This is a genomic window from Streptomyces sp. NPDC004609, assembly GCF_042873655.1.
Taxonomy (GTDB): Bacteria; Actinomycetota; Actinomycetes; order Streptomycetales; family Streptomycetaceae; genus Streptomyces.
Genome location: NZ_JBIALS010000003.1, coordinates 3,989 through 30,120, shown reverse-complemented (window position 1 = coordinate 30,120; position 26,132 = coordinate 3,989). Strand labels below are relative to the sequence as shown.

General features: G+C 73.0%; 18 protein-coding genes. 13 read left to right on the top strand and 5 right to left on the bottom strand.

Annotation, left to right across the window (positions count from 1 at the left end; all coding sequences use genetic code 11):
* Positions 1-163 precede the first annotated feature (163 nt).
* Entirely contained in the window at positions 164-916 is a 753-nt protein-coding gene (locus tag ACFYT4_RS03470) for a TIGR03089 family protein (RefSeq protein WP_389264824.1), read from the bottom strand.
* Between the two features lie 135 nt (positions 917-1,051).
* Between ACFYT4_RS03470 and ACFYT4_RS03465 the strand changes: the two genes are divergently transcribed.
* The 3 genes from ACFYT4_RS03465 (at position 1,052) to ACFYT4_RS03455 (ending at position 5,073) form a co-directional block, all read left to right on the top strand.
* A complete protein-coding gene (locus ACFYT4_RS03465) occupies positions 1,052-2,551 on the top strand; it encodes a peptidoglycan recognition protein (RefSeq protein ID WP_389264823.1) in 1,500 nt (499 codons plus the stop codon).
* An 88-nt stretch (positions 2,552-2,639) separates the two neighbouring features.
* Entirely contained in the window at positions 2,640-3,722 is a 1,083-nt protein-coding gene (locus ACFYT4_RS03460; protein WP_389264821.1) for a sugar phosphate nucleotidyltransferase, read from the top strand.
* 343 nt (positions 3,723-4,065) lie between these two features.
* Positions 4,066-5,073 carry a DNA-3-methyladenine glycosylase family protein gene (locus ACFYT4_RS03455; protein ID WP_389264819.1) on the top strand — a complete coding sequence of 336 codons (1,008 nt, stop codon included), beginning with the start codon at positions 4,066-4,068 and terminating at the stop codon, positions 5,071-5,073.
* Positions 5,074-5,136: 63 nt separating this feature from the next.
* On the opposite strand, the gene ACFYT4_RS03450 is transcribed toward ACFYT4_RS03455, so the two are convergent.
* From ACFYT4_RS03450 to ACFYT4_RS03440, 3 genes are read right to left on the bottom strand one after another with little or no spacing between them, the layout of a single operon-like run.
* Complete coding sequence (locus ACFYT4_RS03450; protein WP_389264817.1) at positions 5,137-6,615, bottom strand: coenzyme F420-0:L-glutamate ligase; 1,479 nt, start codon at positions 6,613-6,615, stop codon at positions 5,137-5,139.
* Positions 6,612-7,568, bottom strand: coding sequence for a 2-phospho-L-lactate transferase (gene cofD / locus ACFYT4_RS03445; RefSeq protein ID WP_389264815.1), 957 nt, complete (start codon positions 7,566-7,568; stop codon positions 6,612-6,614). Before cofD ends, ACFYT4_RS03450 begins: the two co-directional genes overlap by 4 nt.
* Before the next feature lie 13 nt (positions 7,569-7,581).
* A complete protein-coding gene (locus ACFYT4_RS03440; protein ID WP_389264813.1) occupies positions 7,582-8,082 on the bottom strand; it encodes a cysteine dioxygenase in 501 nt (166 codons plus the stop codon).
* Positions 8,083-8,854: 772 nt separating this feature from the next.
* On the opposite strand from ACFYT4_RS03440, the gene ACFYT4_RS03435 reads away from it, so the two are divergent.
* From ACFYT4_RS03435 to ACFYT4_RS03425, 3 genes are all read left to right on the top strand, one after another.
* Positions 8,855-9,118 (top strand): WhiB family transcriptional regulator, encoded by a 264-nt coding sequence (locus tag ACFYT4_RS03435; RefSeq protein WP_006348971.1) that lies wholly within the window; start codon positions 8,855-8,857, stop codon positions 9,116-9,118.
* A gap of 736 nt (positions 9,119-9,854) precedes the next feature.
* A complete protein-coding gene (locus ACFYT4_RS03430; protein WP_389264810.1) occupies positions 9,855-13,748 on the top strand; it encodes a glycosyltransferase in 3,894 nt (1,297 codons plus the stop codon).
* Entirely contained in the window at positions 13,745-15,349 is a 1,605-nt protein-coding gene (locus ACFYT4_RS03425; RefSeq protein ID WP_389264808.1) for a DUF5719 family protein, read from the top strand. Before ACFYT4_RS03430 ends, ACFYT4_RS03425 begins: the two co-directional genes overlap by 4 nt.
* 155 nt (positions 15,350-15,504) lie before the next feature.
* On the opposite strand, the gene ACFYT4_RS03420 is transcribed toward ACFYT4_RS03425, so the two are convergent.
* Positions 15,505-15,930 carry a DUF3499 domain-containing protein gene (locus ACFYT4_RS03420; RefSeq protein ID WP_389264807.1) on the bottom strand — a complete coding sequence of 142 codons (426 nt, stop codon included), beginning with the start codon at positions 15,928-15,930 and terminating at the stop codon, positions 15,505-15,507.
* Positions 15,931-16,677: 747 nt separating this feature from the next.
* Here ACFYT4_RS03420 and ACFYT4_RS03415 point away from each other — a divergent pair.
* The 7 genes from ACFYT4_RS03415 to ahcY all read left to right on the top strand — a co-directional run bounded on the left by ACFYT4_RS03415 (position 16,678) and on the right by ahcY (position 25,973).
* Entirely contained in the window at positions 16,678-17,130 is a 453-nt protein-coding gene (locus ACFYT4_RS03415; RefSeq protein ID WP_389264805.1) for a metallopeptidase family protein, read from the top strand.
* 64 nt (positions 17,131-17,194) lie between these two features.
* Complete coding sequence (locus ACFYT4_RS03410) at positions 17,195-18,559, top strand: phosphomannomutase/phosphoglucomutase (RefSeq protein ID WP_389264803.1); 1,365 nt, start codon at positions 17,195-17,197, stop codon at positions 18,557-18,559.
* A gap of 1,469 nt (positions 18,560-20,028) precedes the next feature.
* Positions 20,029-20,211, top strand: coding sequence for a Trm112 family protein (locus ACFYT4_RS03405; RefSeq protein WP_389264801.1), 183 nt, complete (start codon positions 20,029-20,031; stop codon positions 20,209-20,211).
* Between the two features lie 123 nt (positions 20,212-20,334).
* Positions 20,335-21,471 (top strand): SIS domain-containing protein, encoded by a 1,137-nt coding sequence (locus tag ACFYT4_RS03400; protein WP_389264800.1) that lies wholly within the window; start codon positions 20,335-20,337, stop codon positions 21,469-21,471.
* Between the two features lie 44 nt (positions 21,472-21,515).
* Entirely contained in the window at positions 21,516-22,775 is a 1,260-nt protein-coding gene (manA, locus tag ACFYT4_RS03395; protein WP_389264798.1) for a mannose-6-phosphate isomerase, class I, read from the top strand.
* Positions 22,776-23,078: 303 nt separating this feature from the next.
* The gene (locus tag ACFYT4_RS03390; RefSeq protein ID WP_389264796.1) at positions 23,079-24,056 is read left to right on the top strand and encodes a cation diffusion facilitator family transporter; all 978 of its coding nucleotides are present in this window, start codon (positions 23,079-23,081) and stop codon (positions 24,054-24,056) included.
* Positions 24,057-24,515: 459 nt separating this feature from the next.
* Positions 24,516-25,973 (top strand): adenosylhomocysteinase, encoded by a 1,458-nt coding sequence (gene ahcY, locus ACFYT4_RS03385; protein WP_389264794.1) that lies wholly within the window; start codon positions 24,516-24,518, stop codon positions 25,971-25,973.
* The last annotated feature ends 159 nt before the right edge of the window (positions 25,974-26,132 follow it).

Below are 26,132 nucleotides of genomic sequence, written 5' to 3'. Positions count from 1 at the left end.
ACCGCCGATCGCAGAACTAGACGGCTGAGCCTCGCGCTTGGTTGTGCGTTGAAACACGCGTATCGCCGATCATCCACCGGAGCGGGAGAACCAGCCCGGGGACTCGGCTCTGCCGTAGGCCATGTGGGTGGATTTTGGACTTTTGTCACACCATGAACACTTGTTACTGGATGGTGTTGGTCACGCGCTCGCTCTCGATCCGCTTCCGGAGGTCCTCGGGGGGCAGTCGGTCGAGGTTCCGGCACAGCACCACCGACGCCCCGGCCGCCAGCGGCGCGTACAGCCCGGCCGACAGCCCCTCCCACGTCTCGTATCCCCGGCCCGTCAGCAGCCGGGACCCCGCCACCAGTCCCAGTTCCGCCGCGTCGACACGGGCCCGCTCGACCAGCTGCGCCCCGCTCAGCTCCGTACCGTCGACGGCGAGCGCGGGGGCGGCCGGGTCGACGGGGGCGTACGGGGCGAAGCGGTCGCCCTGGCCCGGCACCTCGACCGCGTAGTCGGCGAAGCCCTGCGGGGGCTGCGGGAAGCGCCCGCCGAGGGGCCGCAGCGCCAGCGCCACCCGCTCGCCCGGGCAGGCGCGCGCCTGCTCCAGTGTGTCGGGGCCGCTGACCACGAGGTCCGCGTCGGCCGGGTCGCCGCCGATGTCCACCGTCACCCCCACCGACGCGCAGGCGAGCAGCCAGACCGCGCTCTGCCAGTGCGCGGGCAGCAGCAGCGCGAGCCGGTCGCCGGGACCGGCCGCGAGATCTCCCTGGAGCAAATTGGATGTCTTGGCCACCCAATTGGCGAAGGTGGCGACGGACAATTCCACCCGTTCACCGGTGGCGTCGTCGTAGAAGGTGGTCAAAGGGCGCGCGGGATCCGAGGCGAGCGCGGATCGCAGCAGGTCGGCGGGGGTACGGTCGCTGGCGTTCACCCGGCAAAGGGTACGCGCAGGGGTGCCGCCGGGGCGGCGGACCCAGGGCCCCGTCCACCGGTCGGACCGATGAGCCGTCAGTTTTCCGGGGAATTCCAGCGAGCGGAGTCGGTGACCCCGTCTCAGGATCGATCCATGCGTGGATTCCTGGCTTCTTCGACCGGTGTCGCGGCCTCCGCCGCGCTTGTCCTCTCGCTGACCTCAGGCGCGGCCGCCGCGCCGCCACGAAACATCCCGCCCCAGGCCGTCCAGGTCCCGGACGTCCCCGGCTCCACCCAGTCGCTGCCACTGCCCTCGCTGTCGTCGTCGCCGTCCACCCGGTCGCTGGGGCCGACGGCCCAGGAGCACGGCCTGCTGGAGCGCAGGGTCAAGCCGTTCTCGCTGGTGGGCGTCGTGTGGAGCGACGCCTCGGCCGAACTCCACGGCACGGTTCAGGTCCGTACGCGCGCGACCGGTTCCGGAGTCTGGTCCGCCTGGCAGGACGTCGAGACCCACACCGCCGAGCACGGCGCAGACCCGGACACCCGTGAGGGCTCGTCGGGCAGGCTCCGGGGCGCCACGGCCCCGCTGTGGGTGGGCGCGTCGGACGGTGTGGAGGTACGGGTCAGATCCGAGGAGGGCGAGTCGGCGCCGCTGCCGGGGGGAATGCGGCTCGAACTGGTCGACCCGGGCGAGGCGCCCGCCGCGCCCTCGGAATCCGTGCCTGCCGAGGGGTCCGCGCCTTCGGAATCCGAGCCCGCCGAGCCGCCCGTCGCACCGGCTGAGCCGCCCGCCGCCGAGGGTGCCGCCGCCGAGCCGCCCGCCGCACCCGCCGAGGAATCCGTGTCTCCCGCCGAAGGGGCCGTGTCCCCGGCCGGGGGCTCCGTGGCGCAGGGCCCGCCTCCCGTGCCGACGACCCGCGCGGTGATCCCGGCGTCCGTCGCCGCCCAGGAACCCGCCGCGGTACCGGCGGCGCGCACGGAAGCGCCCGCCGCGGCCGGTGCGGACGCGGCCGCCGCTCCCGAGGGCGTCACGGCGAAGAAGAAGTACGTGGGACCGCGCCCGGCCATCGTCACGCGTAAGAAGTGGGGCGCCAGTGAATCCCTGCGCGAGAAGGGGTTCGTGTACACCAAAACCGTGAAGGCGGCCTTTGTACACCACACTTCCACGGGAAACGCATACACCTGCAAGCAGGCGCCCTCCGTCCTCCGCAGTATCTACCGCTACCACGTCGTGAGCAGCGGCTGGCGCGACTTCGGCTACAACTTCGCCGTCGACAAGTGCGGAAACATCTACGAAGGCCGGGCGGGAGGCGTGACCAGGCCCGTTCTGGGCGCTCACACCCTGGGATTTAACTCAAACAGCATGGGCATCGCCGTGCTCGGCACATACAGTCGCAGCAATCCGCCCACGGCTGCCGTGAACGCGGTGTCCAGGTTGACCGCTTGGAAGCTCGGGTTGTTCAACGCCAATCCGAAGAGCAAGGTGACGCTGACCTCCGGGGGGAGTGACAAGTACAAGAAGGGCAGGAACGTCCGCTTCAACGTCATCTCCGGGCACCGCGACGGGTTCCGGACCGACTGCCCCGGCACCCGCCTCTACAACAAGCTCGGCACCATCCGGAGCGCCTCTGCCAAACACCAGGGGCGCGGCTGACCGCGAGGTGCCGGCCCAGCTGCGCACACCGGCCGGTCTCGAACGCGTGCCCCATTCCGGCCCGAAACAGGAAAGCAGAGACGACAAGGTGACAGAAGCCATCCTCCTCGTCGGAGGCAAGGGCACCCGCCTGCGCCCGCTCACCGTCAACACGCCGAAGCCGATGGTTCCGGCGGGGGGCGTTCCCTTCCTCACCCACCAGCTCGCACGGGCCCGGGCGGCGGGTGTGGAACGGATAGTCCTGGCCACCTCGTATCTGGCCGAGGTGTTCGAGCCGTACTTCGGCGACGGGTCCTCCCTCGGACTCCACCTGGAGTACGTCACCGAGAAGGAGCCGCTCGGCACGGGGGGCGCGATCCGCAATGTGGCGGACCGGCTGGGGTCGGGCCCGGACGATCCGGTCCTCGTCTTCAACGGGGACATCCTGACCGGGCTCGACATCGGGGCGCTGGTCGCGACGCACGAGTCGTGCGGGGCCGATGTCTCCCTGCATCTGACGCGGGTGGAGGACCCCAGGGCGTTCGGTCTGGTGCCGACGGACCGCGAGGGGCGCGTGACGGCGTTCCTGGAGAAGCCGCAGACGCCCGAGGAGATCGTCACCGACCAGATCAACGCGGGGGCCTATGTCTTCCGGCGCTCCGTCATCGACACGATTCCGGCCGGGCGGCCGGTCTCCGTGGAGCGGGAGACCTTTCCGGACCTCCTGTCCGCAGGAGCACATCTCCAGGGCATGGTCGACTCCACGTACTGGCTCGACCTGGGTACGCCCCAGGCGTTCGTCCGGGGATCGGCGGACCTGGTCCTCGGGCGGGCGCCGTCGCCCGCGGTGCCCGGCCAGTGCGGTGACCGGCTGATCCTCGAATCGGCCGTCGTCGCGCCGGACGCGAAGATCACCGGTGGCACGGTCGTCTGCGAGGGCGCGACGGTCGCTCCCGGCGCGATGGTCGACGGCAGCGTCGTCCTCGCCGGGGCGGTGGTCGAGGAGGGCGCGGTGATCACCTCCTCCCTGATCGGAGCGGGTGCGCGCGTGGGGCGCCGGGTGTCGCTGTCCGGAACCGTCGTCGGCGACGGAGCGACGGTCGGCGCGGACAACGAGCTGCGGGACGGCGCCCGGGTCTGGTGCGATGCGGTACTCGCCCCGGGCACGATCCGCTTCTCCTCGGACCAGTAGCCCACCCTCCCGGGCTCCCGGTGACGGGCGCGGGGGCTTTCCCAGCCCGTCCGGCCCCGGGGGGCTTTTCCAGCCCGTCCGGCGTTTGAGGACGGTGGTGGAGGTGTGGTGCGGTCACGGTTCGGGACACGGCCACCCGGGGCGCGGGCCCCGGGGCGCGGTCACGATCTGAGCCGTCCGCCCGGGGGCCCGGGCAGCGGCCACCGTTCCGTCCGCCCGGGGCCCGGGCAGCGGCCACCGTCTCAGCCCGTCCGGCGTTCGAGGACGGAAGGAGAACACCCCCCGCCCCCACCTCCACCGCACCGCCTACCCTCGTACTCGTACCCCACCCCCGAGGACCCCCGTGTCAGGCCGCTTCTCCCCCCGCCACCGCGCCGCAGGCCCCGGACGTCTGCCCGGGCAGGCAACCGCACGGCCCCACGGGCATGAGCGGACGCACACGCGGCGCTGGTCCCCGCCCGCTCCCCTCGATCTCGCGCTGGTGCTCACGCCCCTGCGGCGCGGACCCGCCGACCCGACGTTCCGGATGACGCGGGACGGGTCCGTATGGCGGGCCACCCGAACCCCGGAGGGCCCCGGCACCCTGCGGATCCACCCCCCGGCCGGCGGCGACATCACGGCCGAGGCGTGGGGGCCGGGCGCGGCATGGCTGCTGGACGGTCTGCCGGCGCTGCTCGGCGACGGTGACGACCCCTCCGCCTTCACCCCCCGGCACCGGCTCGTGGCGCTCGCGCGACACCGGCGGCCGGGCCTGCGGCTCACCCGTACCGGCCTGGTGATGGAGTCCCTGATCCCGTCGATCCTGGAGCAGAAGGTCACCACGGACGAGGCGTACCGCGCCTGGCGCCTGCTCGTCAGGAAGTACGGTGAACCCGCGCCCGGCCCCGCCCAGTTCCCCGGTCCCGGGCTGTATGTGATGCCCGAGCCCCGTGCCTGGGCGCTCATCCCGTCCTGGGAGTGGCACCGCGCGGGCGTCGACAACAAGCGCGCGTCCGCGATCCTGCGGGCCGTACGGGTGGCCCGCCGGATGGAGGAGGCCGCCGCGATGGAGCCCGAACAGGCCCAGGCCCGCCTGGAGTTGATCCCGGGCATCGGTCCCTGGACCTCCGCCGAGACCGTGCAGCGCAGCAACGGCGCACCGGACGCCGTCACCGTGGGAGACCTGCATCTGCCGGGCATCGTCGGGTACGCCCTCGCGGGCGACCGCGACGCCGACGACGCCGCGATGCTCGAACTGCTCGCCCCCTACGCGGGCCAGCGCCACCGCGCCGCCCGCCTCATCCTCCTCAGCGGCCGGACCCCGCCCCGCCGCACCCCCAAGATGCCGCGCGTGGACATCGGCCTGCTCTGACGACGGGTTCGGCGGCGACGTCCCGCCGCCGAACCCCGGACGCCCACCGCCCGGCGGCCACCGCTACCGCACTTCCATGAACGCCCCCGCGTCCCGTACCGGCCGCTCCTTCGGCGGTGCGGCGGCGTGCCCCACCGCGACCGCGCCCATGGGGTCCCACTCGTCCGGCAGCCCCAGCACGTCCCGTACGACGTCACGGCAGAACATCGTCGAGGACACCCACGCCGAGCCCAGCCGCTCACCGGCCAGCGCGACCAGGAAGTTCTGGACGCCCGCGCCCGTCGCGACGACGAACATCTCGCGCTCCGCGCCGTCGCGCCGCGCGTCGCCGTAGTGGTGGGAGCCGTCCATCACCAGACACGGGACGACCAGATACGGCGCCCGGCGCAGCACCTCGCCCCGCCGGACGCGCTTGGCGATGGACTCCTCCGACTTGCCGTCCCGCCGCAGGTCCGCGATCCACGCGTCCCGCATCGCGTCCAGCAACTCCGCACGGGACGAGGCCGATTCGAGGAGGACGAACCGCCACGGTGTCGTGTGGTGCGGCGCGGGCGCGGTGACGGCCGCGGCGACGGCGCGGCGCACCGCGCCGGGGTCGACCGGCTCGTCGGTGAACTCCCGGACCGTACGGCGCTGGGTGACCGCCTCCCGTACCGCCTCGGACGTCCCGAGCCGGAACATGTCGTCGGCGGCCGGGCGGACCATCGCCCGCGCACCCTCGCCGTCCTCGCCGCCCGCCTCGCCCACGAGATGCCCGAGGCCGCGCACGACGGCCACCGGAAGGCCCTCGGCCTTGCCCTTGACCAGATCGCCGGCCGCGGCGAGCTCGTCCGCGATCGCGGTGACGGTCGCGCTCAGGGGATTTCCGTAACCGTCGGTCCCGCCCCGCAGATCGTCGAGGACCCGCACCCCGGCCGCGCCGATCGCGACATCGGTCAGCCCGTTGCGCCAGGGCCGTCCGAAGGTGTCCGTGACGATGACGCCGACATCGGCACCGAGCGCGGCGCGCAGACCCTCGCGGATGGCCCGCGCGGAGGCGTCGGGGTCGGCGGGCAGCAGCAGCACCGTCCCGGCGGGGGTGTTGGAAGCGTCGACCCCGGCCGCGGCCATCACCAGACCCAGGTGGTTCTCGACGATACGGAGACCGCCGCGCCGGGCCACCACCCGGACGGTCTCCCCGTCGATGGCGGCCTCGCGGTCCTCGGCGGCCAGCACCCGGCCCTCCGCCTTGCTCACTATCTTCGAGGTGACGAGGAGGATGTCCCCGTCCGTCAGCCCCGGTTCGGCGGCGGCGATCAGCTTCGCGAGATCGTCGCCGGGCCTGATCTCCGGCAGTCCGGCCGTCGCCCGGACCTCGTACGCGACCCGGCCCGCCCCGGCACCGCCGCTGCCGGCGCCCCCGGCATCGGCACCCGCGCCCGTATCCGTATCCGTCGCAGGTCCCGTACCCGTACGCGCCAGGGGTCCCGTACCCGTCGTGGGGTCCGCGTCCGCTCCCGTGCCGGAGGCCGCGACCGCTCCCGGATCCACGTCCGTACTCATGCCGTGACCTCCGCGGCCAGTGCCAGCGCCTGCCGTGCCATCTCCGCCGCCGCGTCGACGTCCGTCATCAGCAGCGGTACGGCCCGGCAGCGGATGCCCGCCGCCTCGACCTCCTCGACCACGCCCGCGTCCACGGTGTCGACGAGCCAGCCGTCCAGCAGCCCGGAGCCGTAGTGCGAGGCGACCGCCGCGGCCGTCGCCTCCACGCCCACCGCCGCGAGGACCTTGTCCGCCATCCCGCGCACCGGCGCGTCCCCGACGATGGGGGAGAGGCCGACCACCGGGACGCCCGCGTCGGCGATGGCCTCCCGGATGCCCGGCACCGCCAGGATCGTGCCGACGCTGACGACCGGGTTCGACGGCGGGAACAGGATCACATCGGCCGCGGCGATCGCCTCCAGCACTCCCGGCGCGGGCTTCGCCTGGTCCGCCCCGACGGGCACGACCGCCTCCGCGGGCACGGAGGCCCGCAGCTTCACCCAGTACTCCTGGAAGTGCACGGCCTTGCGTTCGCCGTCGATCTCGACGGCGACATGGGTCTCGACCCGGTCGTCCGACATCGGCAGCAGCCGCACTCCGGGCTTCCAGCGGGTGCACAGGGCCTCGGTGACGGCGCTGAGCGGATAGCCCGCGGCGAGCATCTGCGTACGGACGATATGGGTCGCGAAGTCACGGTCGCCGAGGCCGAACCACTCCGGCCCCACCCCGTACGCCGCCAGCTCCTCCTTGACCCGGAAGCTCTCGTCGGTACGCCCCCAGCCCTGTTCCTCGTTGATGCCCCCGCCCAGGGTGTACATCACGGTGTCGAGGTCCGGACAGATCTTCAGCCCGAACAGATGGATGTCGTCACCGGTGTTCCCGATCACCGTGACGTCCGCCTCGGGCGCGGCCTGCTGGAGACCGCGCAGGAAACGGGCGCCGCCGATGCCGCCGGCCAGAACCACAATGCGCATAACGACAAGCTTCTCAGGCGCGTACGACATCCTGGGCGTCCGGGGCGCACCGGGCGGTGTGCATGGGCATCTCGGTCAGACCCGGGTAGTAGATGTGCAGGGACACCGCCGGTTCGAGCGAATCATTGATCACCTCGTGCACATAACCCGGCGCGAACACTCGCTGAGTGCCCGGTGCCTGCTCCCGCGCGCCGTGGCGGGTGCGCTCGGTGAGCCGGCCCTCCAGGACGGTCAGCACCCCGGACGACTGCCCGTGGTCGTGCGGCCCGCTGCCCTGTCCGGGCACCCATGACAGCAGCCACACCTCGTAGCCGGGCCCGGTACGCAGCCGGTGGTACCAGCGGGTGGTCGCGTCGTAGCGCACGAGCGGGGCCCACTGGGCGCGGTCGGCGGCGATGGAGCGCGCGAGTCCGGCGAATTCGGCGACCGTGGCCGGGTGCTCGGGCGCGGGGCGGAGAAGGTGCTGTACGGAAAGGATGTCGCCGGCGATCTGGAGGTCGCTGTCGCTGTTCATGGATGCGGGATTCCTCGGCAGAGAACGTGGGGGGTCCGGTGCGGTGCGCGCTGGGCCGCGGGCGCGAACACGGACGCTCGCGGAGCAGCGGGGGAGGGCAGCGGGGCTGGAGAGCCCGGAAGAGCCGACGTGCCGGTGGGGCCGTGTCAGGGCGCCCGACGGCCCGGCTGGAGCGCTAGGGCTTCAACAGCAGGAGCGGCGGCAACAGCGACAGCGAGCCTGAACAGCGCTGCGGAACCCACGGACGGGGGTCGCGAGAGGCGCGGAGGTCGCTGACATGCGACCCACGGTGACGGCTGGGTGGCCATGATGTCAACTCAATGGCCGATTTGGCCCTAATGTTTCACCTCATCCGGTTACGGAGAGCGGAGAAAGGTTTGTGCAGTGCGCGCCCCGGAGACATGGCGCAGCAACCGCGCACTTCGCGCCAGTCACCGCCGATCACGCCGTAAACATCTGGGCGATCCTGTGACCGGACTGTGATCCGGATCGCTTCAGTGGCTCGATCGCAACAAGATCGAACGCGGCAACGTCTTCCTTCGTAAGAGGGGAGGGGTGCGGGGGTTCGCGGGGCGGTCAGCAGGCAAGTGTCAGTTTTTTGGTGATTTGAACACTTTCCGCATAGCCTTGGTTCCGCAGAGTGAATACGGGGCCCAATAGCAGATCTCGGCTTGACTGGCCCGGATCCACACACTTGTAATTTCACTCGTGTCGTTCGGCCGAATCGATCACGGCAACATCACGGGGACGCCAAGACAGACGAGGGGCGCACATGACCGAGCTGTTCGAACAACTGCTGGTCGAAGACGCGGACGACGAAATCGGCTGGCAGGAGCGCGCGTTGTGCGCCCAGACCGATCCCGAGTCCTTCTTCCCCGAAAAGGGCGGGTCCACCCGCGAGGCGAAAAAGGTCTGCCTCGCCTGCGAAGTCCGCTCGGAATGCCTTGAGTACGCCCTCGCCAACGACGAGCGATTCGGCATCTGGGGCGGGCTCTCGGAGCGGGAGCGGCGCCGGCTGAAGAAGGCGGCGGTCTGAATCCGGTGCGGACCGGTGGGTCCGAGCAGTCGGCCGGTATATCCCGCACACACCGAATACCAGGCGCCGGAAGGGGTGTTACGCCTCTGACCGCGTCGCACCACGGTCCGCCACGCGCGCCTTCCGCGCCCACGGCGGACCGTTCTGCGTCACGGAGACGATCGCGGAGGCGGTCGCGGCGGCCGGAATCCGCCCGGCAGCCGCCGCGAGCCCCGCGCGGGCACCCCGGACCGGGGCACCCGACCCGTGGGCCGGCCCGCCTCCGGTGGCCGCGCCTTCGCCTGACGGGTGATCGGGCCCGCGCCAGGTCCGCCGTACTCCATGCGGTGAACGCAGCCCGCCGGCTCCGCGCCCGGCCGGGTGCGCCCGCGCCGATCCTGCTGCCTGTGGCGGAGCGCCCGCGTCCGCCCCCGCCGACGACCGGAGCGCTCATGGTCCGCGCCCCGCCCGGCCGCGTCCCGCCGCGCTCTGTCCCGCCCAGCCCTGCCCCCGCCCGCTCTGCCCCGCGTCCGGAACGCTCCCCGTCCGCCCGCTCCCGGTCCGGCCGGTTCCGCCGCCACCCGTCCCGTTCCGACCCGCCCCTTCCACGCCGTCCCGCCCCTGGTCAGCCCACCGTTGACCAGGGCCACGGGCAACACGGGTCACACGCAAGGCGCCTACCGTTAGGGTGGGGCCCCGTCCCAGACGCTTCAGCGCCCCAGAGGGGCGACCCCCTGGCCGGAGGGCCCGTACCTCGATGTCCGCCACCACAGCCGCGTTCACCCCCGCGCACCCGCAGGAATTCCCGCGGCATGTCGTCACCGCCGTACTCGTCTCGCACGACGGCGCACGCTGGCTTTCCGACACCCTCGCCGGACTTCTCGGCCAGGAACGCCCCGTACAGAACGTCATCGCCGCCGACACCGGCAGCGCCGACGACTCCGCGCGGCTGCTCACCGAGGCGCTCGGCGCCGACCGGGTGCTGCATCTGGCCCGCCGTACCGGATTCGGCGCCGCCGTCGACGAGGCCGCCCGTACCGCCGGGGTGCTCACCCCCGACGAGCTGCCCTATCTGAAGCGGCCCAGCGGCTGGGACCCGGTCACCAGGACCTGGCAGGACGAGGCGTACGACATGCCGGAACTGCCGTACGGCGAGCCGGTGCAGTGGCTGTGGCTCCTCCACGACGACAGCGCGCCCGAGCCCGGCGCCCTCGGCCGGCTGCTGAGCGTCGCCGACTCCGACGAGCACGCCGCGATCGTCGGCCCCAAGCTCCGCGGCTGGTACGACCGCAAGCAGCTCCTCGAAGCGGGCGTCTCCATCGCCAACAGCGGACGCCGCTGGACCGGCCTGGACCGGCGCGAGCAGGACCAGGGCCAGCACGACCAGGTCAGATCCGTCCTCTCCGTGTCGTCCGCCGGCATGCTCATCCGCCGGGACGTCTTCGAACAGCTCGGCGGCTTCGACCGCCGGCTCCCGCTGATGCGCGACGACGTCGACCTCTGCTGGCGTGCCCACAGCGCAGGTCACCGCGTCCTCATCGCCCCTGACGCGGTCCTGCGGCACGCCGAGGCCGCCGCCCGCGAACGCCGTACCGTCGACTGCTCGGGCCGCTCCGTCGCCAACCCCCACCGCGTCGACAAGGCCGGAGCGGTCTACACGCTGCTCACCAACACCCGCGCCGCCGCCCTCCCGTACGTCCTGCTGCGCATCGTCCTGGGCACCCTGCTCCGCACCCTCGCCTACCTCGTCGGCAAGGCCCCCGGTCAGGCCGTCGACGAGGTCATGGGCCTCTTCGGCACCCTCCTGCGCCCCGAGCGGATCCTCGCCGGACGGCGCGCGCGCACATCCGCCCGCCGGGTCGAGGCGGGCGAACTGCGCCCCCTCTTCCCGCCCCCGGGCGCCACCGTCCGCGCCACCGTCGAGCAGATCGCGGGCCACCTCGGCGGAGGCGGCGACTCCGAGACCGGCGGCTCCCGCCACGGCGTCGTCGAATCCGGCCCCGGCGGCGACGACGCCGACTATCTGGAGATCGAGCAGTTCGCGCGGCTGAAGAAGATCGCCCGCAAACCCGCGCCCGTCCTCTTCGCCCTGCTCCTCGTCGTCTCCGTCGTCGCCTGCCGCGATCTCTTCGCCGGCGGCGCGCTCGCGGGCGGCGCCCTGCTGCCCGCCCCCGGCGACGTCTCCGACCTGTGGTCGCGCTACGCCGACGCCTGGCACCCCCTGTCCACCGGCGGCACCCAGACCGCCCCGCCCTACCTCGGCGTCCTCGCGGCCCTGTCCACCCTCTTCCTCGGCTCCACCGGCTTCGCCCTCACCGTGCTGCTCGTCTGCTCGGTGCCGCTCGCCGGGCTCTCCGCGTACTTCGCCTCCCGGCCGCTGGTCACCTCCCGTCTGCTGCGGGCCTGGGCGAGCGTCACCTACGCCTTCCTGCCCGCCGCCACCGGAGCGCTCGCCACCGGCCGGCTCGGTACCGCCGTCCTCGCCGTCCTGCTGCCGCTGATCGCCCGCGCCGCCGTCTCCGCCCACGGCTTCCACGGCGGCGCCCGGGGCAGTTGGCGCGCCACCTGGGCGTACGCCCTGCTCCTGACGGTGACCACGGCGTTCACCCCCGTCGTCTGGCCGCTGGCCGTCGTCCTCGGCATCGGCGTCCTCGTTCTGCGCCGCGACGACATCACCGCGTACGCGCTCCGCTTCCTCGCCGCCACCGGCACCCCGATGCTCGTCCTCGCGCCCTGGTCGCTCACCCTGCTGAGCAGCCCGTCCTCCTTCTTCCGCGAGGCCGGACTCGACATCGGCAGCGGCACCGCGTCCGCGACCGACCTGCTCGCCATCGCACCCGGCGGCCCGAAGGCGGCCGGCACCCTGCTGCTCATCGGCGTCGTCGTCGCCGCGCTCTCCGCCCTGCTGCGCGAGGACCGGCAGTTCGCGATCCGCACCGCCTGGGCCGTGGCCCTCGCCGGGCTCGTTCTCGCGGTCCTCTCCAACGGCTCCGCCTGGGCCGGACCCGCCACCCTCGTCTACGGGATCGCCCTGATCGCCGCGGCCGTCCTCGGCGCGGAGCTGGGCCGCACCCGCGTCTCCTCCCAGAGCTTCGGCTGGCGCCAGCCGCTCGCCATCATCGTCGCCGCGGCGGCCGGACTCGCCCCGCTCCACCTCGCCGCCGTCTGGATGATCACCGGCGCCGACGGTCCGCTGGAGCGCCGCGACCCCGTCCAGGTCCCCGCGTTCGTCGCCGAGGAGAGCGGCACCCGCGACCAGCCCCGCACCCTCGTCCTCGGCGGCACCTCCGCCGCCGAGGTCCCGTACACGCTCGTCCGCGGATCCGGCGGACGCCTCGGTGACGCCGAACTCGCCGAGGCCGGCAGCGGCGACGCCCGCCTCGACAAGGTCGTCGCCCATCTCGTCGCGGGCTCCGGCGCCGACCAGACCAGCGAGCTGAGCGGCTTCGCGATCCGCTACGTCCTCGTACGCGACGGAGCGCCGCGCGAGACCGGCCGCGTCCTGGACGCGACCCCGGGCCTCAGCCGCCTCAGCCAGCTCGACGGCAGCGCGCTGTGGCGCGTCGACCGCCAGGTCGCGCGCGCCACCATCGTCAGCGGGACGGAGGACCCGCTGCCCGTGGCCTCCCAGGCCGTCGAGGCACACGCCGAGATCCCGGCGGGTGAGGAGGGCCGCGACCGCGTCCTGCGGATCGCCGACCGCGCCGACCCCGGCTGGAAGGCGACCCTGAACGGCCGCGCGCTGAAGAAGACGACCGTCGACGGCTGGGCACAGGGCTTTGAACTGCCCACCGACGGGGGCCGGCTGGATCTGACGTACGACGAGCCCGTCACCCACACGGTCTGGATCTGGGCCCAGGCGTTCCTGGTGCTCGTCCTGGTCGTGCTCGCGCTGCCCGGCAGGCGTACGCAGGTCGACGACGACCTCCCGGAGGAGGCCGTCGCCGCCGTGCCCGCCCAGCCCGTGGACGGCGAGGGCCGCAGGGCCCGCCGACTGCGTGCCCAGGCCGCCCAGGAGGCCCAGGCGGCCCGGGCCGCCACCCCCGCGCCGCCGTCGCAGCCGCCCGGGGGACCGGCCGCCGATCCGTACGACCTCCCGGGGACCGGTGCACAGGACCCGTACGGCGGCTGGGACACCGGCCCCGGTGCCCAGGCTCCCGGACAGCCGCAGGCGGCGCGGATTCCCGCCCAGGGGCAGGGCCGGGACCAGTCGTACGGGGTGCCCGGCACGTCCTACGGCCAGGACCCGGCGCAGGACCCGGCCCACGGCCACGGGCAGGGACAGGGACAGGGGCACACCGAGGGACCCGCGCAGGGCGGGTACCAGGAGCAGTACGCGTACGGGACCGGCCGGTACGCACAGCAGGAGTACCCGGCGGACCCCTACCGGACCGATCCGTACCAGGGCGCCTACGGCCAGGACCAGGCGCAGGACCAGGCCCCGGGCCCGTACCCGCAGTCCTACCAGCCCGGCGCCTATCAGTCCGAGGAGTACGCGGCCGACCCGTACCGGACCGATCCGTACCCGGCCGACCCCGCCTACGGGGACCCCGGCCCGCCGAACCCCACCCACCCGGACCCGGCGGGGACCGACCCCGACTACCGGGGCTACCCGGCCGATCCCCACGCGACGCGAGGCGAGACAGAGTGAAGCGCACGACCATCTCCCTGCTCGCCACCGCGACCGCCCTCGCCGCGATCACCGCCGTCGCCACGGTCACCGCACCCGACGGCGGGGACCGGGCCACGGCCGCGAAGGCCCCCGCCCGGCTCCCGGTCGAGCGCTCCAGCCTGCTCTGTCCCGCTCCCAGTACCTCGGAGATCGCGGAGACGGAGTACACCTCCTTCACCCCGGCGGCGGCGAGCGGCGGCTCGGGTGGAGCAGGTGGCTCCGGTGGGTCAGGCGGCTCCGGTGGGGCCGAGGCGTCCGGTACGGCGGACCTCAAGCCGTCGGCCACGGACCCGGCGGCCGAGCCCAGGAAGGCCCCCTCGGACAAGGCCGGTACGAAGAAGCCCGACGCGAGGAGGGCCACGGCCAGGAAGCCCGACGCGGACAAGCCGGTCGTCTCCCTCAAGGAGCCCGGCACGCCCGCCGCCGCCAAGGCGAGCGGCGGTGACGCCCCCGCGCTCATCGGCACCGCCACGGGCCCTCTCGCACCCGGCTGGACCACCCAGCAGACCACCACGGTCACCGCGGGCGACGCCCGCGGACTGCTCGGCACCACCTGCACCGGCCCCGACACCGACTTCTGGTTCCCCGGCGCCTCCACCGCCAAGGAACGCCAGGACTACGTCCATCTCACCAACCCCGACGACACCCCCGCCGTCGTCGACATCGAGCTGTACGGCAGGACCGGCCCGGTGAAGACAACGCTCACCGACGGCATCCCGGTGCCGGCCGGAGCCAGCGTCCCGGTACTGCTGTCCACCCTGACCTCCGAGGCCACCTGGGATCTCACCGTCCATGTCTCGACCCGTTCGGGCCGGGTCGGCGCGGTCCTGCGGGCCGCCGAGGACCGGACGGGCAGCGACTGGCTCGCCGCCTCGGCCGCACCCGCCCCGACGGTCGTCCTGCCCGGCATCCCCGCCGACGCCACCTCGGTACGCCTGGTCGCCTTCGCCCCCGGGGACGACGACGCCGATCTCAAGGTCCAGCTCGCGGCGGCCGGCGGCACGATCGTCCCGGCCGGGCACGAGACCCTGCGGGTCAAGTCCGGTATGACCGCGAGCCTCGATCTGAAGGACCTCACCAAGGGCGAGGCGGGCTCCCTGATCCTCAGCCCCTCCCGGGTCGCCGGGCGGACCCCGGTCGTCGCGGCGCTGCGGATCGTCCGGGGCACGGGCGCCAAGCAGGAGGTGGCCTTCATCCCGGCCGCCGCGCCGGTGGGCGAGCGCGCGAGCGTCGCCGACAACCGCGCCCAGGGCTCCACGCTCGCCCTCACCGCGCCCGGCGCCACCGCCCAGGTCAGGGTCACCGCGTCCGCGGGCACCGGCGGCGGGACCCCGGTGGTCAAGAAGTACACGGTCAAGGGGGGGACAACCCTGGCGTTCACCCCGCCCGTACCGGACGGCCTGAAGGGCTCGTACGCCCTGACCGTCGAGACGGAATCCGGCGGTCCGGTGCACGCGTCCCGCACGCTGTCGCTGCCGAAGGACGGCATCGCGATGTTCACGGTCCAGACGCTGCCGGACGACCGGGGCACGGTCTCGGTCCCGAAGGCGGAACAGGACCTGTCGGTGCTCGACGACTGACGGGCGAGCGGAGGCGTGAGGGCGGGGCAGCCGAGCGGTTAACGCTCCAGAGGCCGTGCGAACGGACTGCGCGAGTGGGATACGCGAGTGGCATGCGTGAACAGGCTGCCCGAACGGGCCGCGCGGGTGGGGCAGGCGCCGTGCGGCCGTACGGGTCAGGAGTCGGGCGACCGCAGTACGCGCAGATGCCCGCGCCGGGCGACCTCCATCGGATCGGCGGACCGCCGTCCGTTCTGCGCCTCGGCGGCCGGACGTCCCTGGGGACGGGCGGCTTCCCGCACGGCGTTGGCGAGGGCCTCCAGATCGTCACCGCTGGGCCTTGCCGGAGCCGAGCCGTCGGTGAGCCGTACGACGTCCCAGCCGCGCGGGGCGGTCAGACGCTCGCTGTGCTCGGCGCACAGGTCGTAGCAGTGGGGCTCGGCATACGTGGCGAGCGGGCCGAGGACCGCGGTCGAATCGGCATAGACGTACGTCAGTGTCGCGACGGCGGGGCGGCCGCACGCGGTGCGCGAACATCGACGTACAGGGCTCACGATGTTGGACGGTACCGCACTCTTGAACGGGCTGCGACGACTCTCCACCAGGTCACTCCACCGTGTCGTGGTGTGATCCGCGTTACCCGGGGCTCCCCAAGACCCCTTCTGACCTGCGGGTAAGGAGCGGAGGGGGAGTGGTCACAGCTCGTGAAGCGGTCATGACGTGACGTAAATCAGGTCATTCGACGACCGCTCGGCGATCGCCGCCGGGTACGCAACCGACCCCAAGAACCGTCGGAACGGTCAATTGCCGACACGCCCTCGGCGCCGCCTTTCCGTACCGCTCTCGGTACCGCCGCGGTACCCGCTCGTCGGCTCTCCCGCCGGGCCCCGGCGGCCCCTCGCCGACGCCCCGCGGACCCGCCCGTCCGGCCTGGCTGCCGCACGTGCCGATCCGGCCTGCTGGCCGGCCGCCGTCCCCGTCTTCGCGGACCTGCCCGACCGCGCGGGGGCGACGGGCGGGGGCGCGGGCCGCCGCGGAGGACAGGTCCCGCCGGCCACCCCCGCCTGCCGTCCCACCTGCGGGCTCCGTCCTCGCGGTCGCCTCTGCGGGCCTGCGGGCTTCGTCCCCACTATCACGTCTGCGGGCCCGCGGGCTTCCCCCTCGCCGTCGGCCCCGGCGCCTGCCCGCGGACGCCTCGGTCCCCCCGCCCGTCGGGGCGCAGCCCGTGCCCCTGCCGAGGCGCCCGCCGGCCCGTCGTCCGGGCGTTCGCGCCGACGGGTGCCTCCCGGGTGGCCGTGCCGTGCGCTGACCCGATCAGGCGGGCCCCGGAGAGCTACCCTGCGTGAGTGATGGACAGTTCCGTACCGCCCCACCCGAGCGAGCCGGGCAGACCTCGTCCGCCGGAGCCGCGGCCCCGCCGCCGCGATCGCCACGGACGCGGTATGCGGGGGCCCGTCGCCCCGCCCCAGGTACCCCTCGCCGCCAGCCGTGCGGAAACCTTCCGCGATCTTGTCCAGGACTCGGTGGAGCGGCTGGAGCGGCGCTGGACCCAGCTCGCCGAGGTGGACTTCCTCGTACTGGACGTGCCGGCCGCCCCCGAGGAGACCGTGCCGCTCGGCACCTCGTTCCCCGCGCAGAAGGGCCGCCGTGCCCGGATCGTCGTCTACCGGCGGCCGGTCGAGATCCGTACGAAGAACCGCGAGGAGCGGGCCCTTCTCGTCCATGAGGTGGTCGTGGAGCAAGTGGCCGAACTGCTCGGGCTGGCACCCGAGTCAGTGGACCCGCGGTACGGCCAGGACTGAAGTGTTCGGATAGTTTGGGCTGACTCGCACGAGAAGACCGCAGAGACTCCAGGAAGGCCGGCCAGTGGCTGCTGATCTGTCGCAGATCGTGAAGGCGTACGACGTCCGCGGGGTGGTGCCGGATCAGTGGGACGAGTCCCTCGCCGAGTTGTTCGGCGCGGCGTTCGTCCAGGTGACGGAGGCCGACGCGATCGTCGTCGGCCATGACATGCGCCCGTCGTCGCCGGGGCTTTCCGGCGCGTTCGCGCGCGGGGCCGCGGCGCGCGGCGCGGACGTCACCCTGATCGGGCTCTGTTCCACGGACCAGCTCTACTTCGCTTCCGGCCATTTCGGGCTGCCCGGTGCGATGTTCACCGCCTCGCACAACCCCGCCCAGTACAACGGCATCAAGATGTGCCGCGCGGGCGCGTCCCCCGTCGGCCAGGACACGGGCCTCGCGGACATCCGCGCGCTGGCCGAGACCTGGTCCGGGGAAGGGGCCCCCGAGCCGGTCGCCGAGCCCGGCAAGGTGACCGAGCACGACACCCTCTCCGAGTACGCGGCGTATCTGCTCTCCCTGGTGGACCTGTCGGCCATGCGCCCGCTCAAGGTGGTCGTGGACGCGGGCAACGGCATGGGCGGCCACACGGTCCCCACGGTCTTCGAGTCGCTCCCCGTCACCCTCGTCCCGATGTACTTCGAGCTCGACGGCACCTTCCCCAACCACGAGGCCAACCCCCTGGACCCGGCGAACATCGTCGACCTCCAGCAGCGCGTCCGCGCCGAGGGCGCCGACATCGGCATCGCCTTCGACGGTGACGCCGACCGCTGTTTCGTCGTCGACGAGCGCGGCGAGGGCGTCTCGCCGTCCGCGATCACCGCGCTGGTCGCCGCTCGCGAGCTGGCCAAGCACCCCGGCGGCACGGTGATCCACAACCTGATCACCTCCTGGTCGGTCCCCGAGGTCGTCCGCGAGAACGGCGGCACCCCCGTACGTACGCGCGTGGGCCACTCCTTCATCAAGCAGGAGATGGCCCGCACCGGCGCGATCTTCGGCGGCGAGCACTCCGCCCACTACTACTTCCGCGACTTCTGGAACGCCGACACCGGCATGCTCGCGGCCCTCCACGTCCTCGCGGCCCTCGGCACCCAGGACGGGCCGCTGTCGGAGCTGGTCGCCCAGTACGACCGCTACGCGGGCTCCGGCGAGATCAACTCCACGGTCTCCGACCAGGCCGCCTCCACCGCCGCCGTCCGCTCCGCGTTCGCGTCCCGCTCCGACGTCACCCTCGACACCCTCGACGGCCTCACCTTCTCCACCTCCGACTGGTGGTTCAACCTCCGCCCCTCCAACACGGAACCCCTCCTCCGCCTCAACGTCGAGGCCCGCGACCCCGCCACCCTCGCCAAGATCCGCGACGAGGTCCTCGCCCTGATCCACACCCCCTGACCCTCCGCCCAAGCCCCCGCGCGGGCGGTTCGCCCGGTAGCCCACCGCCCGCGCGATGTGTCCTCTTGTACGGCTGTGCTGCTGTACGGCGGCACAGAGCGGCGCTCGGTGCTCCGGGGCCGGGCGGGGCTGCGTGGAGGTGCTCCGGGGGCCCGGGCGGGGCGGGGCCCGGGTGGGCGTGACCTCCAGCGTTGGGCCTTGAGCCGCCGCACACCGGGTCCGGTCCGGACCCGGCGTGTCGGGCGCCCTTGCCGTTCCGGGGTTCGGGTACGGGGGCCGAAGCGGTACGGGCCCGGTCACTGCGGGTTCCGCAGGCGGGGGAGCTGTTCGTCGGGGCGCGGGGTCGGCTCTTGGGCAGTGGCTCCCGTGCCTCACCGACCTTCACCTCTGCCCGGCGCCCACATGCTGCGTCACCGCCCCGCCCACCAGGCTGGGCGCCGGGCCCGTCGGACCGGGGCCCCTGTACGGGGCCTCCGCCGCCTGACAGGGCGGCGGAGGACTGCGATTATCCGGCCTGCTGGGGCTGTGGGTCGCCCTCGCCCGTCGACGCGCAGCTGCCACTCCGGGGGCGTACCGGGCCCGTCGGGCTGGCGGCGCCGACTGGCCGGACCGGGCCGATCGGGGTGGCGCGTAGGCGCTGTTCCGGGGTGCCGTGGGCTTGTGCGTGCGGTTCGCCGGGTGGCCGGGCTCATCGCCCACCCTGTCGAGTGCGCCAGCGCGCAGTTGCTGTTCCGGCGGTCCCGCCGGGCCCGTGCCTGTGCTCTGGCGGGGTCGCCCGGCCGACCGACCGGGTCCCAGCCGATCTGGGTGGCGCGTAGGTGCTGTTCCGGCGGTCTGCCGGGGCGATGTCGCCGGGGGTCCGTGCATCAGATTCGTCGGGCCGGTCGGCCAGGACCTCACAGCTACGCGCCAGCGCGCGGCTGCCGCTCCAGGGGGACCCGGCGAGGGCGATGGCGCCGGGGCTCGTGCGTCAGGCCCGTCCGGGCGGCTGGTCCAACCGGCCGCCACCGACCGGGCGCGGCGGCGCGCAGCTGCCGCTCCGGGGGTGTGGGGGTACGCAGTACCCGCACACCAAGTTCCTCAGGGCGGGTGGGTGGGAACAGGACCCCGCGCCCCGGGCAACCTCCCGACCCGGGGCAACCTGTACCTGCTCCCCGTACCGGAACCTCCGGGCATCCTCCCGACCCCGGGCAACCCGTACCCGCTCCCGTACCGGAACCCCCGCTCCCGTATCGGAAACCCGGACCGGAACCCCGTACCCCCACCGGACAGAACACGCCGCACACGTCCCCCCAGCGGTACCCTGACGTGGCCCGATCCGCTCGCCCGCGACCGCGTTCGCCGATGCCCGGCAACGCCGCCGCACGGCGACCGGACAGCCACACCACCGTCCTACGCCACAGTCACCACAGCAGTCACAGCAACAGTCGCCGCGACCACCGTCGCCGCCCCCGAAGGGACCCCGCACCATGTCGCTCGACGCCGGTCTTCTCGACATCCTCGCCTGCCCCGCCTGTCACGCACCCCTGAGCGACGGCAGCGCCGCGGACACCCCCGAGCTGATCTGCACCGGTACGGACTGCGGCCTCGCCTACCCCGTACGGGACGACATCCCCGTACTCCTCGTCGACGAAGCCCGGCGCCCGGCCTGAACCCCGCGGCCCGCCCCCCGGCCCTAAGGTAGGGCGCCAAGCCGCGACCACCGCGACCCGACCGCGACCACCGCGACCGAACGGCGATCCCCCGGCAACCCCGGCGATCGGAGGCCCCACCCCATGCTCGACGAGTCACTCCTCGACGACCCGGAAGCCCTCGCCCGCGCCGACCGGAGGGGACTGCTCCGCGGTGCGGCGGACGCGGGGGCCAGAGTACGGACCGCCGCGCGCCACGCCGCCGAAGCGGGAATCGCCGAACTGAAGCCCGAGGGCCGCCCCCGCGCCGTCCTCATCGCGGGTTCCGGCACCGCCGCCGGCGGTGTCGCCGACCTGATCGGCGCACTCGCGGGGGCCGCTGCCCCCGTCACCCGCCTGCACCCCACCGGCGTCGCCCCCGCCGCCGGAGCCCTCCGCTGGGCGCTCCCCGGCTGGGCGGGCTCCCTCGACCTCCTGCTCGTCGTGACCACCGACGGCAGCGAACCCGGCCTCGCGCTCCTCGCCGAGCAGGCGTACCGCCACGGCTGCAGCGTGGTCGCCGTCGCCCCGCAGCGCTCCCCGCTCGCCGAGGCCGTCGACGGCACGCACGGCCTGGTCGTCCCCATGGCCACCGCCCCGCACGAACTGGACGAGGAGACCCTCGCGGCAGGCCCGGGCTCGCTCTGGGCCCTGTTCACCCCCCTCCTCGCGCTCCTCGACCGCGTCGGTCTGCTCGAAGCGCCCCCGGAGACCCTCGCCAGGGTCGCCGACCGCCTCGACCGCGCCGCCGAGCGCTGCGGCCCGGCCATCGCCACGTACAGCAACCCGGCCAAGACCCTCGCCGCCGAACTCGCCGACAGCCTCCCGCTGATCTGGACCGAGGGCACGGGCGCGGCCCCCGCGGGCCGCCGTTTCGCCGCAGTACTGGCCGAGCTGGCCGGCCGCCCCGCCCTGGCCGCCGAACTACCGGAGGCCCTCCCCGCCCACGGCGTCCTGCTCGTGGGCGGCCTCGCCGCCGGCGCGGACCCGGACGACTTCTTCCGCGACCGCGTGGCGGAGGCACAGGCCCTGCGCGCCCGTGTGGTCCTGCTCCGCGACCGCCCCACCGGCGGACTGACGGCCGCCCCCGCCGCCCGTGAACTCGCGCTCAGCCACGACACCGCGATCAGCGAGCTGGAACCGGAGGACGGCACCGACCTGGAGTCGATCGCCGAACTGCTCGGCGTCACCGACTTCGCCGCCGTGTACCTCGCGCTCGCGACCGCGGACACACCCACCTGACGCCGACGTCACAGCCGCACGCCGCACCACGCAGGAAGAAGATCATGGACCGCCTCTCCAACACCGTGCGCCCGTACGCCTGGGGATCCACGAGCGCCATCCCTGAGCTGCTCGGCACCGAGCCCACCGGCGAGCCACAGGCCGAGATGTGGATGGGCGCACATCCCGGAGCCCCCTCCCATCTCGACCGGGGGCCGCTCGACCACGTGATCGCCGCCGACCCCGTACGTGAACTCGGCGGCCGGGTCGCCGGAAGGTTCGGCCCCCGCCTCCCGTTCCTGCTCAAGATCCTCGCCGCCGGGGCCCCGCTCTCCCTCCAGGTCCACCCCGACCTCGCGCAGGCCCGAGAGGGTTACGCCGCCGAGGAACGCGCCCGTATCCCCGTCGACGCCCCGCACCGCAACTACCGGGACGCCAACCACAAGCCCGAACTGATCTGCGCGCTCACCTCCTTCGAGGGCCTGTGCGGATTCCGTGCGCCCCTCGCGTCCGCCGAACTCCTCGCCGGACTCGACGTCGACTCCCTCAAGCCGTACGTCGATCTGCTGCACGCCCGGCCGGAGGACGCCGCGCTCCGCGAGATCCTGACGGCGGTCCTGACCGCCGACCGCGAGGAGATGGCGGAGACCGTCGCCGAGGCCGCCGCCGCCGCGGACCGGCTCGGCGGCCCGTACGCCCCGTACGCGGACATCGCCCGCCACTACCCCGGCGACCCGGGTGTCATCGCCGCGATGCTGCTCCATCACATCCGGCTCCAGCCCGGCGAGGCCCTGTACCTCGGCGCCGGAGTCCCGCACTCGTATCTCGGCGGCATGGGCGTCGAGATCATGGCCAACTCCGACAACGTCCTGCGCTGCGGACTCACCCCCAAGCACATGGACGTCCCCGAACTGCTGCGGGTCGTCCGTTTCGAACCGACCGAACCCACCGTGCTGCGCCCCGAGGCGTCACCGGCCGGCGAAGAGGTGTACGACACCCCGGCCGGCGAGTTCCGCCTCTCCCGCTATCTCGTCGCCCGCGACGCGGCACCGCGCGATCTCACCACGCCCGCCCCGCAGATCCTGCTCTGCACGGCGGGCCGGATCACCGTGTCCGGTACGGGTACCGGTACCGCGCCCGCCGGAACCCGCCGTACCGGTGCGGACGTGCCACCGCCGGACTCCGAACCGGCACCCGCCGCTCCCGCGGGCGAACTGACCCTCGGCCCCGGGGAGTCGGTGTTCGTCCCCGCAGGAGAAAAAACGGAGATCTCGGGCACAGGCGGCCTTATGGGAACACTCTTCCGGGCCACCGTCGCCGCCTGACGCGAACCTGCCCGCCCGTACTGCAACAATGGCGCCCCGTCCGGCCGGAGCGAGCCACGCCCGCCCGGGCAGCACCGAGCGACAGCGGCACCGGCAGGACGCAGCAGATACGCAGTTGGACCAAGCAGCCCGTGGTACGCGGCAACGCGGTACGCGGCCGTCACGCAGCAATGCGCCAGGCCCCGACGCCGTACGCACCACCACGGCACGCACCACCACGGCACGCACCAACGCGGTACGCGGCAACGCCGTACGCGGGCACGGCAGCAACGAACCATCGCCACGAAGGGACACCCGGAACCCATGAGCGCGTCAGGCGGAACCAAGGCGATCGTGGCGGCACTCGCCGCCAACCTCGCCATCGCGGTGGCTAAGTTCGTCGCGTTCCTGTTCAGCGGGTCGTCGTCGATGCTCGCCGAGAGCGTCCACTCCCTCGCCGACTCCGGAAACCAGGGCCTCCTGCTCCTCGGCGGCAAGCGGGCCAGCCGCGAGGCGACACCCCAGCACCCCTTCGGCTACGGCCGCGAGCGCTATATCTACGCCTTCCTCGTCTCCATCGTCCTCTTCTCGGTCGGCGGCATGTTCGCGATCTACGAGGGCTACGAGAAGATCAAGCACCCCCACGCCATCGAGGCCTGGTACTGGCCCGTCGGTGTCCTCGTCTTCGCGATCATCGCCGAGACCTTCTCCTTCCGTACGGCCATCAAGGAGTCCAACGCCGTGCGCGGCGGGAAGTCCTGGAAGGAGTTCGTACGCCACGCCAAGGCCCCCGAACTCCCCGTCGTCCTCCTGGAGGACCTCGGCGCCCTGGTCGGCCTCGTGCTCGCCCTCGCCGGTGTCAGCGTGGCCCTGGCCACCGGGGACGGCGTCTGGGACGGCATCGGCACCCTCTGCATCGGTGTCCTGCTCATCCTGATCGCGATCGTCCTGGCCGCCGAGACGAAGTCGCTGCTGCTGGGGGAGTCCGCCGGAGTCGACGAGGTGCGGAAGATCGAGGCCGCGGTCGTCGACGGCGACACCGTGACCCGTCTCATCCACATGCGTACGCTCCACCTCGGCCCCGAGGAACTGCTCGTCGCCGCCAAGGTCGCCGTACGGCACGACAACACCGCCACCGAGATCGCCGACGCGATCAACGCGGCCGAGGACCGCATCCGTACGGCCGTCCCCATCGCGCGGGTGATCTACCTGGAGCCGGACATCTACAGCGAGTCGGCCGCGGCGGCGGGCGCGAACCCGGCGAAGTCCCCGGGCGGCCCGTCCCCCGACGCCTCCCACTGATCTCTTACTGACCTCCTGACGAAGCCGGCCTCCTGACGAAGCCGAGCCCCGGCAGCCCGACCGGCGCCGGGGCCTCGTCTTCACTCGGCCTTCCCCTACCCCCTTCCTTCCCGTGCACCTCACCGCCCGGCCGCATCAGCCCTGCGTGCCCGGCGACCGGTACGACACCCCGTCCACGGCACCCCCGGACCTCCGGGACGGCCCGGGGCCACCCCCTTATCGGCCCCGTATGTCCGGATCCCGCCCCCTGCGGGCTGGGGCACGCACCGGCGATCGGTGTAGATTCGTGACCAGAGTCAGACGTCGCTGCTGATGGCGGTCGGGCGGTCCCCCAGGGACCGGCCGAGGGAGAGAGGGCCTCCGACGGACTGCACTGCGTGTGGCCCGGGCATTCGTGTGCCCGCCGCCGCAGAGCGAGCCCTACCCACCCTCGACCAACATCACGAGGAGCAGCCCGTAATGACGACTGTCGCCACCGGCCAGGACTTCAAGGTCGCCGACCTCTCCCTCGCCGCCTTCGGCCGCAAGGAGATCACCCTCGCCGAGCACGAGATGCCCGGCCTGATGTCGATCCGCAAGGAGTACGCGGAGCAGCAGCCTCTCGCGGGCGCCCGCGTCACCGGCTCCCTGCACATGACCGTGCAGACCGCCGTCCTCATCGAGACCCTGGTCGCCCTCGGCGCCGAGGTCCGCTGGGCGTCCTGCAACATCTTCTCCACCCAGGACCACGCTGCCGCGGCCATCGCCGTCGGCCCGAACGGCACTCCGGACGATCCCCAGGGCGTCCCCGTCTTCGCCTGGAAGGGCGAGACGCTGGAGGAGTACTGGTGGTGCACGGAGCAGGCCCTCACCTGGCCCAACACGCCCACCGGCGGTCCGAACATGATTCTCGACGACGGTGGTGACGCGACGCTCCTGGTCCACAAGGGCGTCGAGTTCGAGAAGGCGGGCGAGGCTCCCGACCCCTCGACGGCGGACAGCGAGGAGTACAGCCACATCCTTTCCCTGCTCAACCGCACCCTCTCCGAGAACCCGCAGAAGTGGACCCGGCTGGCATCCGAGATCCGCGGCGTCACCGAAGAGACCACGACCGGTGTCCACCGCCTGTACGAGATGCACCGCGACGGCACCCTCCTTTTCCCGGCGATCAACGTCAATGACGCCGTCACCAAGTCGAAGTTCGACAACAAGTACGGCTGCCGCCACTCGCTGGTGGACGGCATCAACCGTGCCACCGACGTCCTGATCGGCGGCAAGGTCGCCGTGATCTGCGGCTACGGCGACGTGGGCAAGGGGTGCGCGGAATCCCTGCGCGGTCAGGGCGCCCGCGTGATCATCACCGAGATCGACCCGATCTGCGCCCTCCAGGCGGCGATGGACGGCTACCAGGTCACCACCCTCGACGAGGTCATCGACAAGGCCGACCTGTTCATCACCACCACGGGCAACAAGGACATCATCATGGCCGCGGACATGGCCAAGATGAAGCACCAGGCGATCGTGGGCAACATCGGCCACTTCGACAACGAGATCGACATGGCGGGCCTGGCCAAGATCCCGGGCATCGTGAAGGACGAGGTCAAGCCCCAGGTCCACACCTGGACCTTCTCGGACGGCAAGGTCATCATCGTGCTCTCCGAGGGGCGCCTGCTGAACCTGGGCAACGCCACCGGCCACCCGTCGTTCGTGATGTCCAACAGCTTCGCCGACCAGACACTCGCGCAGATCGAGCTGTTCACCAAGCCGCAGGAGTACCCGACCGACGTCTATGTGCTGCCGAAGCACCTCGACGAGAAGGTCGCCCGGCTCCACCTGGGCTCGCTCGGCGTGAAGCTGACCACGCTCCGCCCCGAGCAGGCCGCGTACATCGGCGTCGAGGTCGAGGGCCCCTACAAGTCGGACCACTACCGCTACTGACCCCCGCCCCACCGGCCCGGCTGCTTGACCCACCGGCCACCGCCCAGCACGCTCGGCCGGTAGCCGGTAGCCGGTAGCCGGTAGCCGGTAGCCGGTAGCCGGTAGCCGGTAGCCGGTAGCCGGTAGCCGGTAGCCGGTAGCCGGTAGCCGGTAGCCGCT

Excerpts from the sequence above, each read along its gene's own strand:
- ACFYT4_RS03465 (WP_389264823.1), top strand. The coding sequence starts at position 1,052 with ATGCGTGGATTCCTGGCTTCTTCGACCGGTGTCGCGGCCTCCGCCGCG.
- ACFYT4_RS03450 (WP_389264817.1), bottom strand. The coding sequence starts at position 6,615 with ATGAGTACGGACGTGGATCCGGGAGCGGTCGCGGCCTCCGGCACGGGA.
- cofD (WP_389264815.1), bottom strand. The coding sequence starts at position 7,568 with ATGCGCATTGTGGTTCTGGCCGGCGGCATCGGCGGCGCCCGTTTCCTG.
- ACFYT4_RS03440 (WP_389264813.1), bottom strand. The coding sequence starts at position 8,082 with ATGAACAGCGACAGCGACCTCCAGATCGCCGGCGACATCCTTTCCGTA.
- ACFYT4_RS03435 (WP_006348971.1), top strand. The coding sequence starts at position 8,855 with ATGACCGAGCTGTTCGAACAACTGCTGGTCGAAGACGCGGACGACGAA.
- ACFYT4_RS03430 (WP_389264810.1), top strand. The coding sequence starts at position 9,855 with ATGTCCGCCACCACAGCCGCGTTCACCCCCGCGCACCCGCAGGAATTC.
- ACFYT4_RS03415 (WP_389264805.1), top strand. The coding sequence starts at position 16,678 with ATGGACAGTTCCGTACCGCCCCACCCGAGCGAGCCGGGCAGACCTCGT.
- ACFYT4_RS03405 (WP_389264801.1), top strand. The coding sequence starts at position 20,029 with ATGTCGCTCGACGCCGGTCTTCTCGACATCCTCGCCTGCCCCGCCTGT.
- ACFYT4_RS03400 (WP_389264800.1), top strand. The coding sequence starts at position 20,335 with ATGCTCGACGAGTCACTCCTCGACGACCCGGAAGCCCTCGCCCGCGCC.
- manA (WP_389264798.1), top strand. The coding sequence starts at position 21,516 with ATGGACCGCCTCTCCAACACCGTGCGCCCGTACGCCTGGGGATCCACG.
- ACFYT4_RS03390 (WP_389264796.1), top strand. The coding sequence starts at position 23,079 with ATGAGCGCGTCAGGCGGAACCAAGGCGATCGTGGCGGCACTCGCCGCC.
- ahcY (WP_389264794.1), top strand. The coding sequence starts at position 24,516 with ATGACGACTGTCGCCACCGGCCAGGACTTCAAGGTCGCCGACCTCTCC.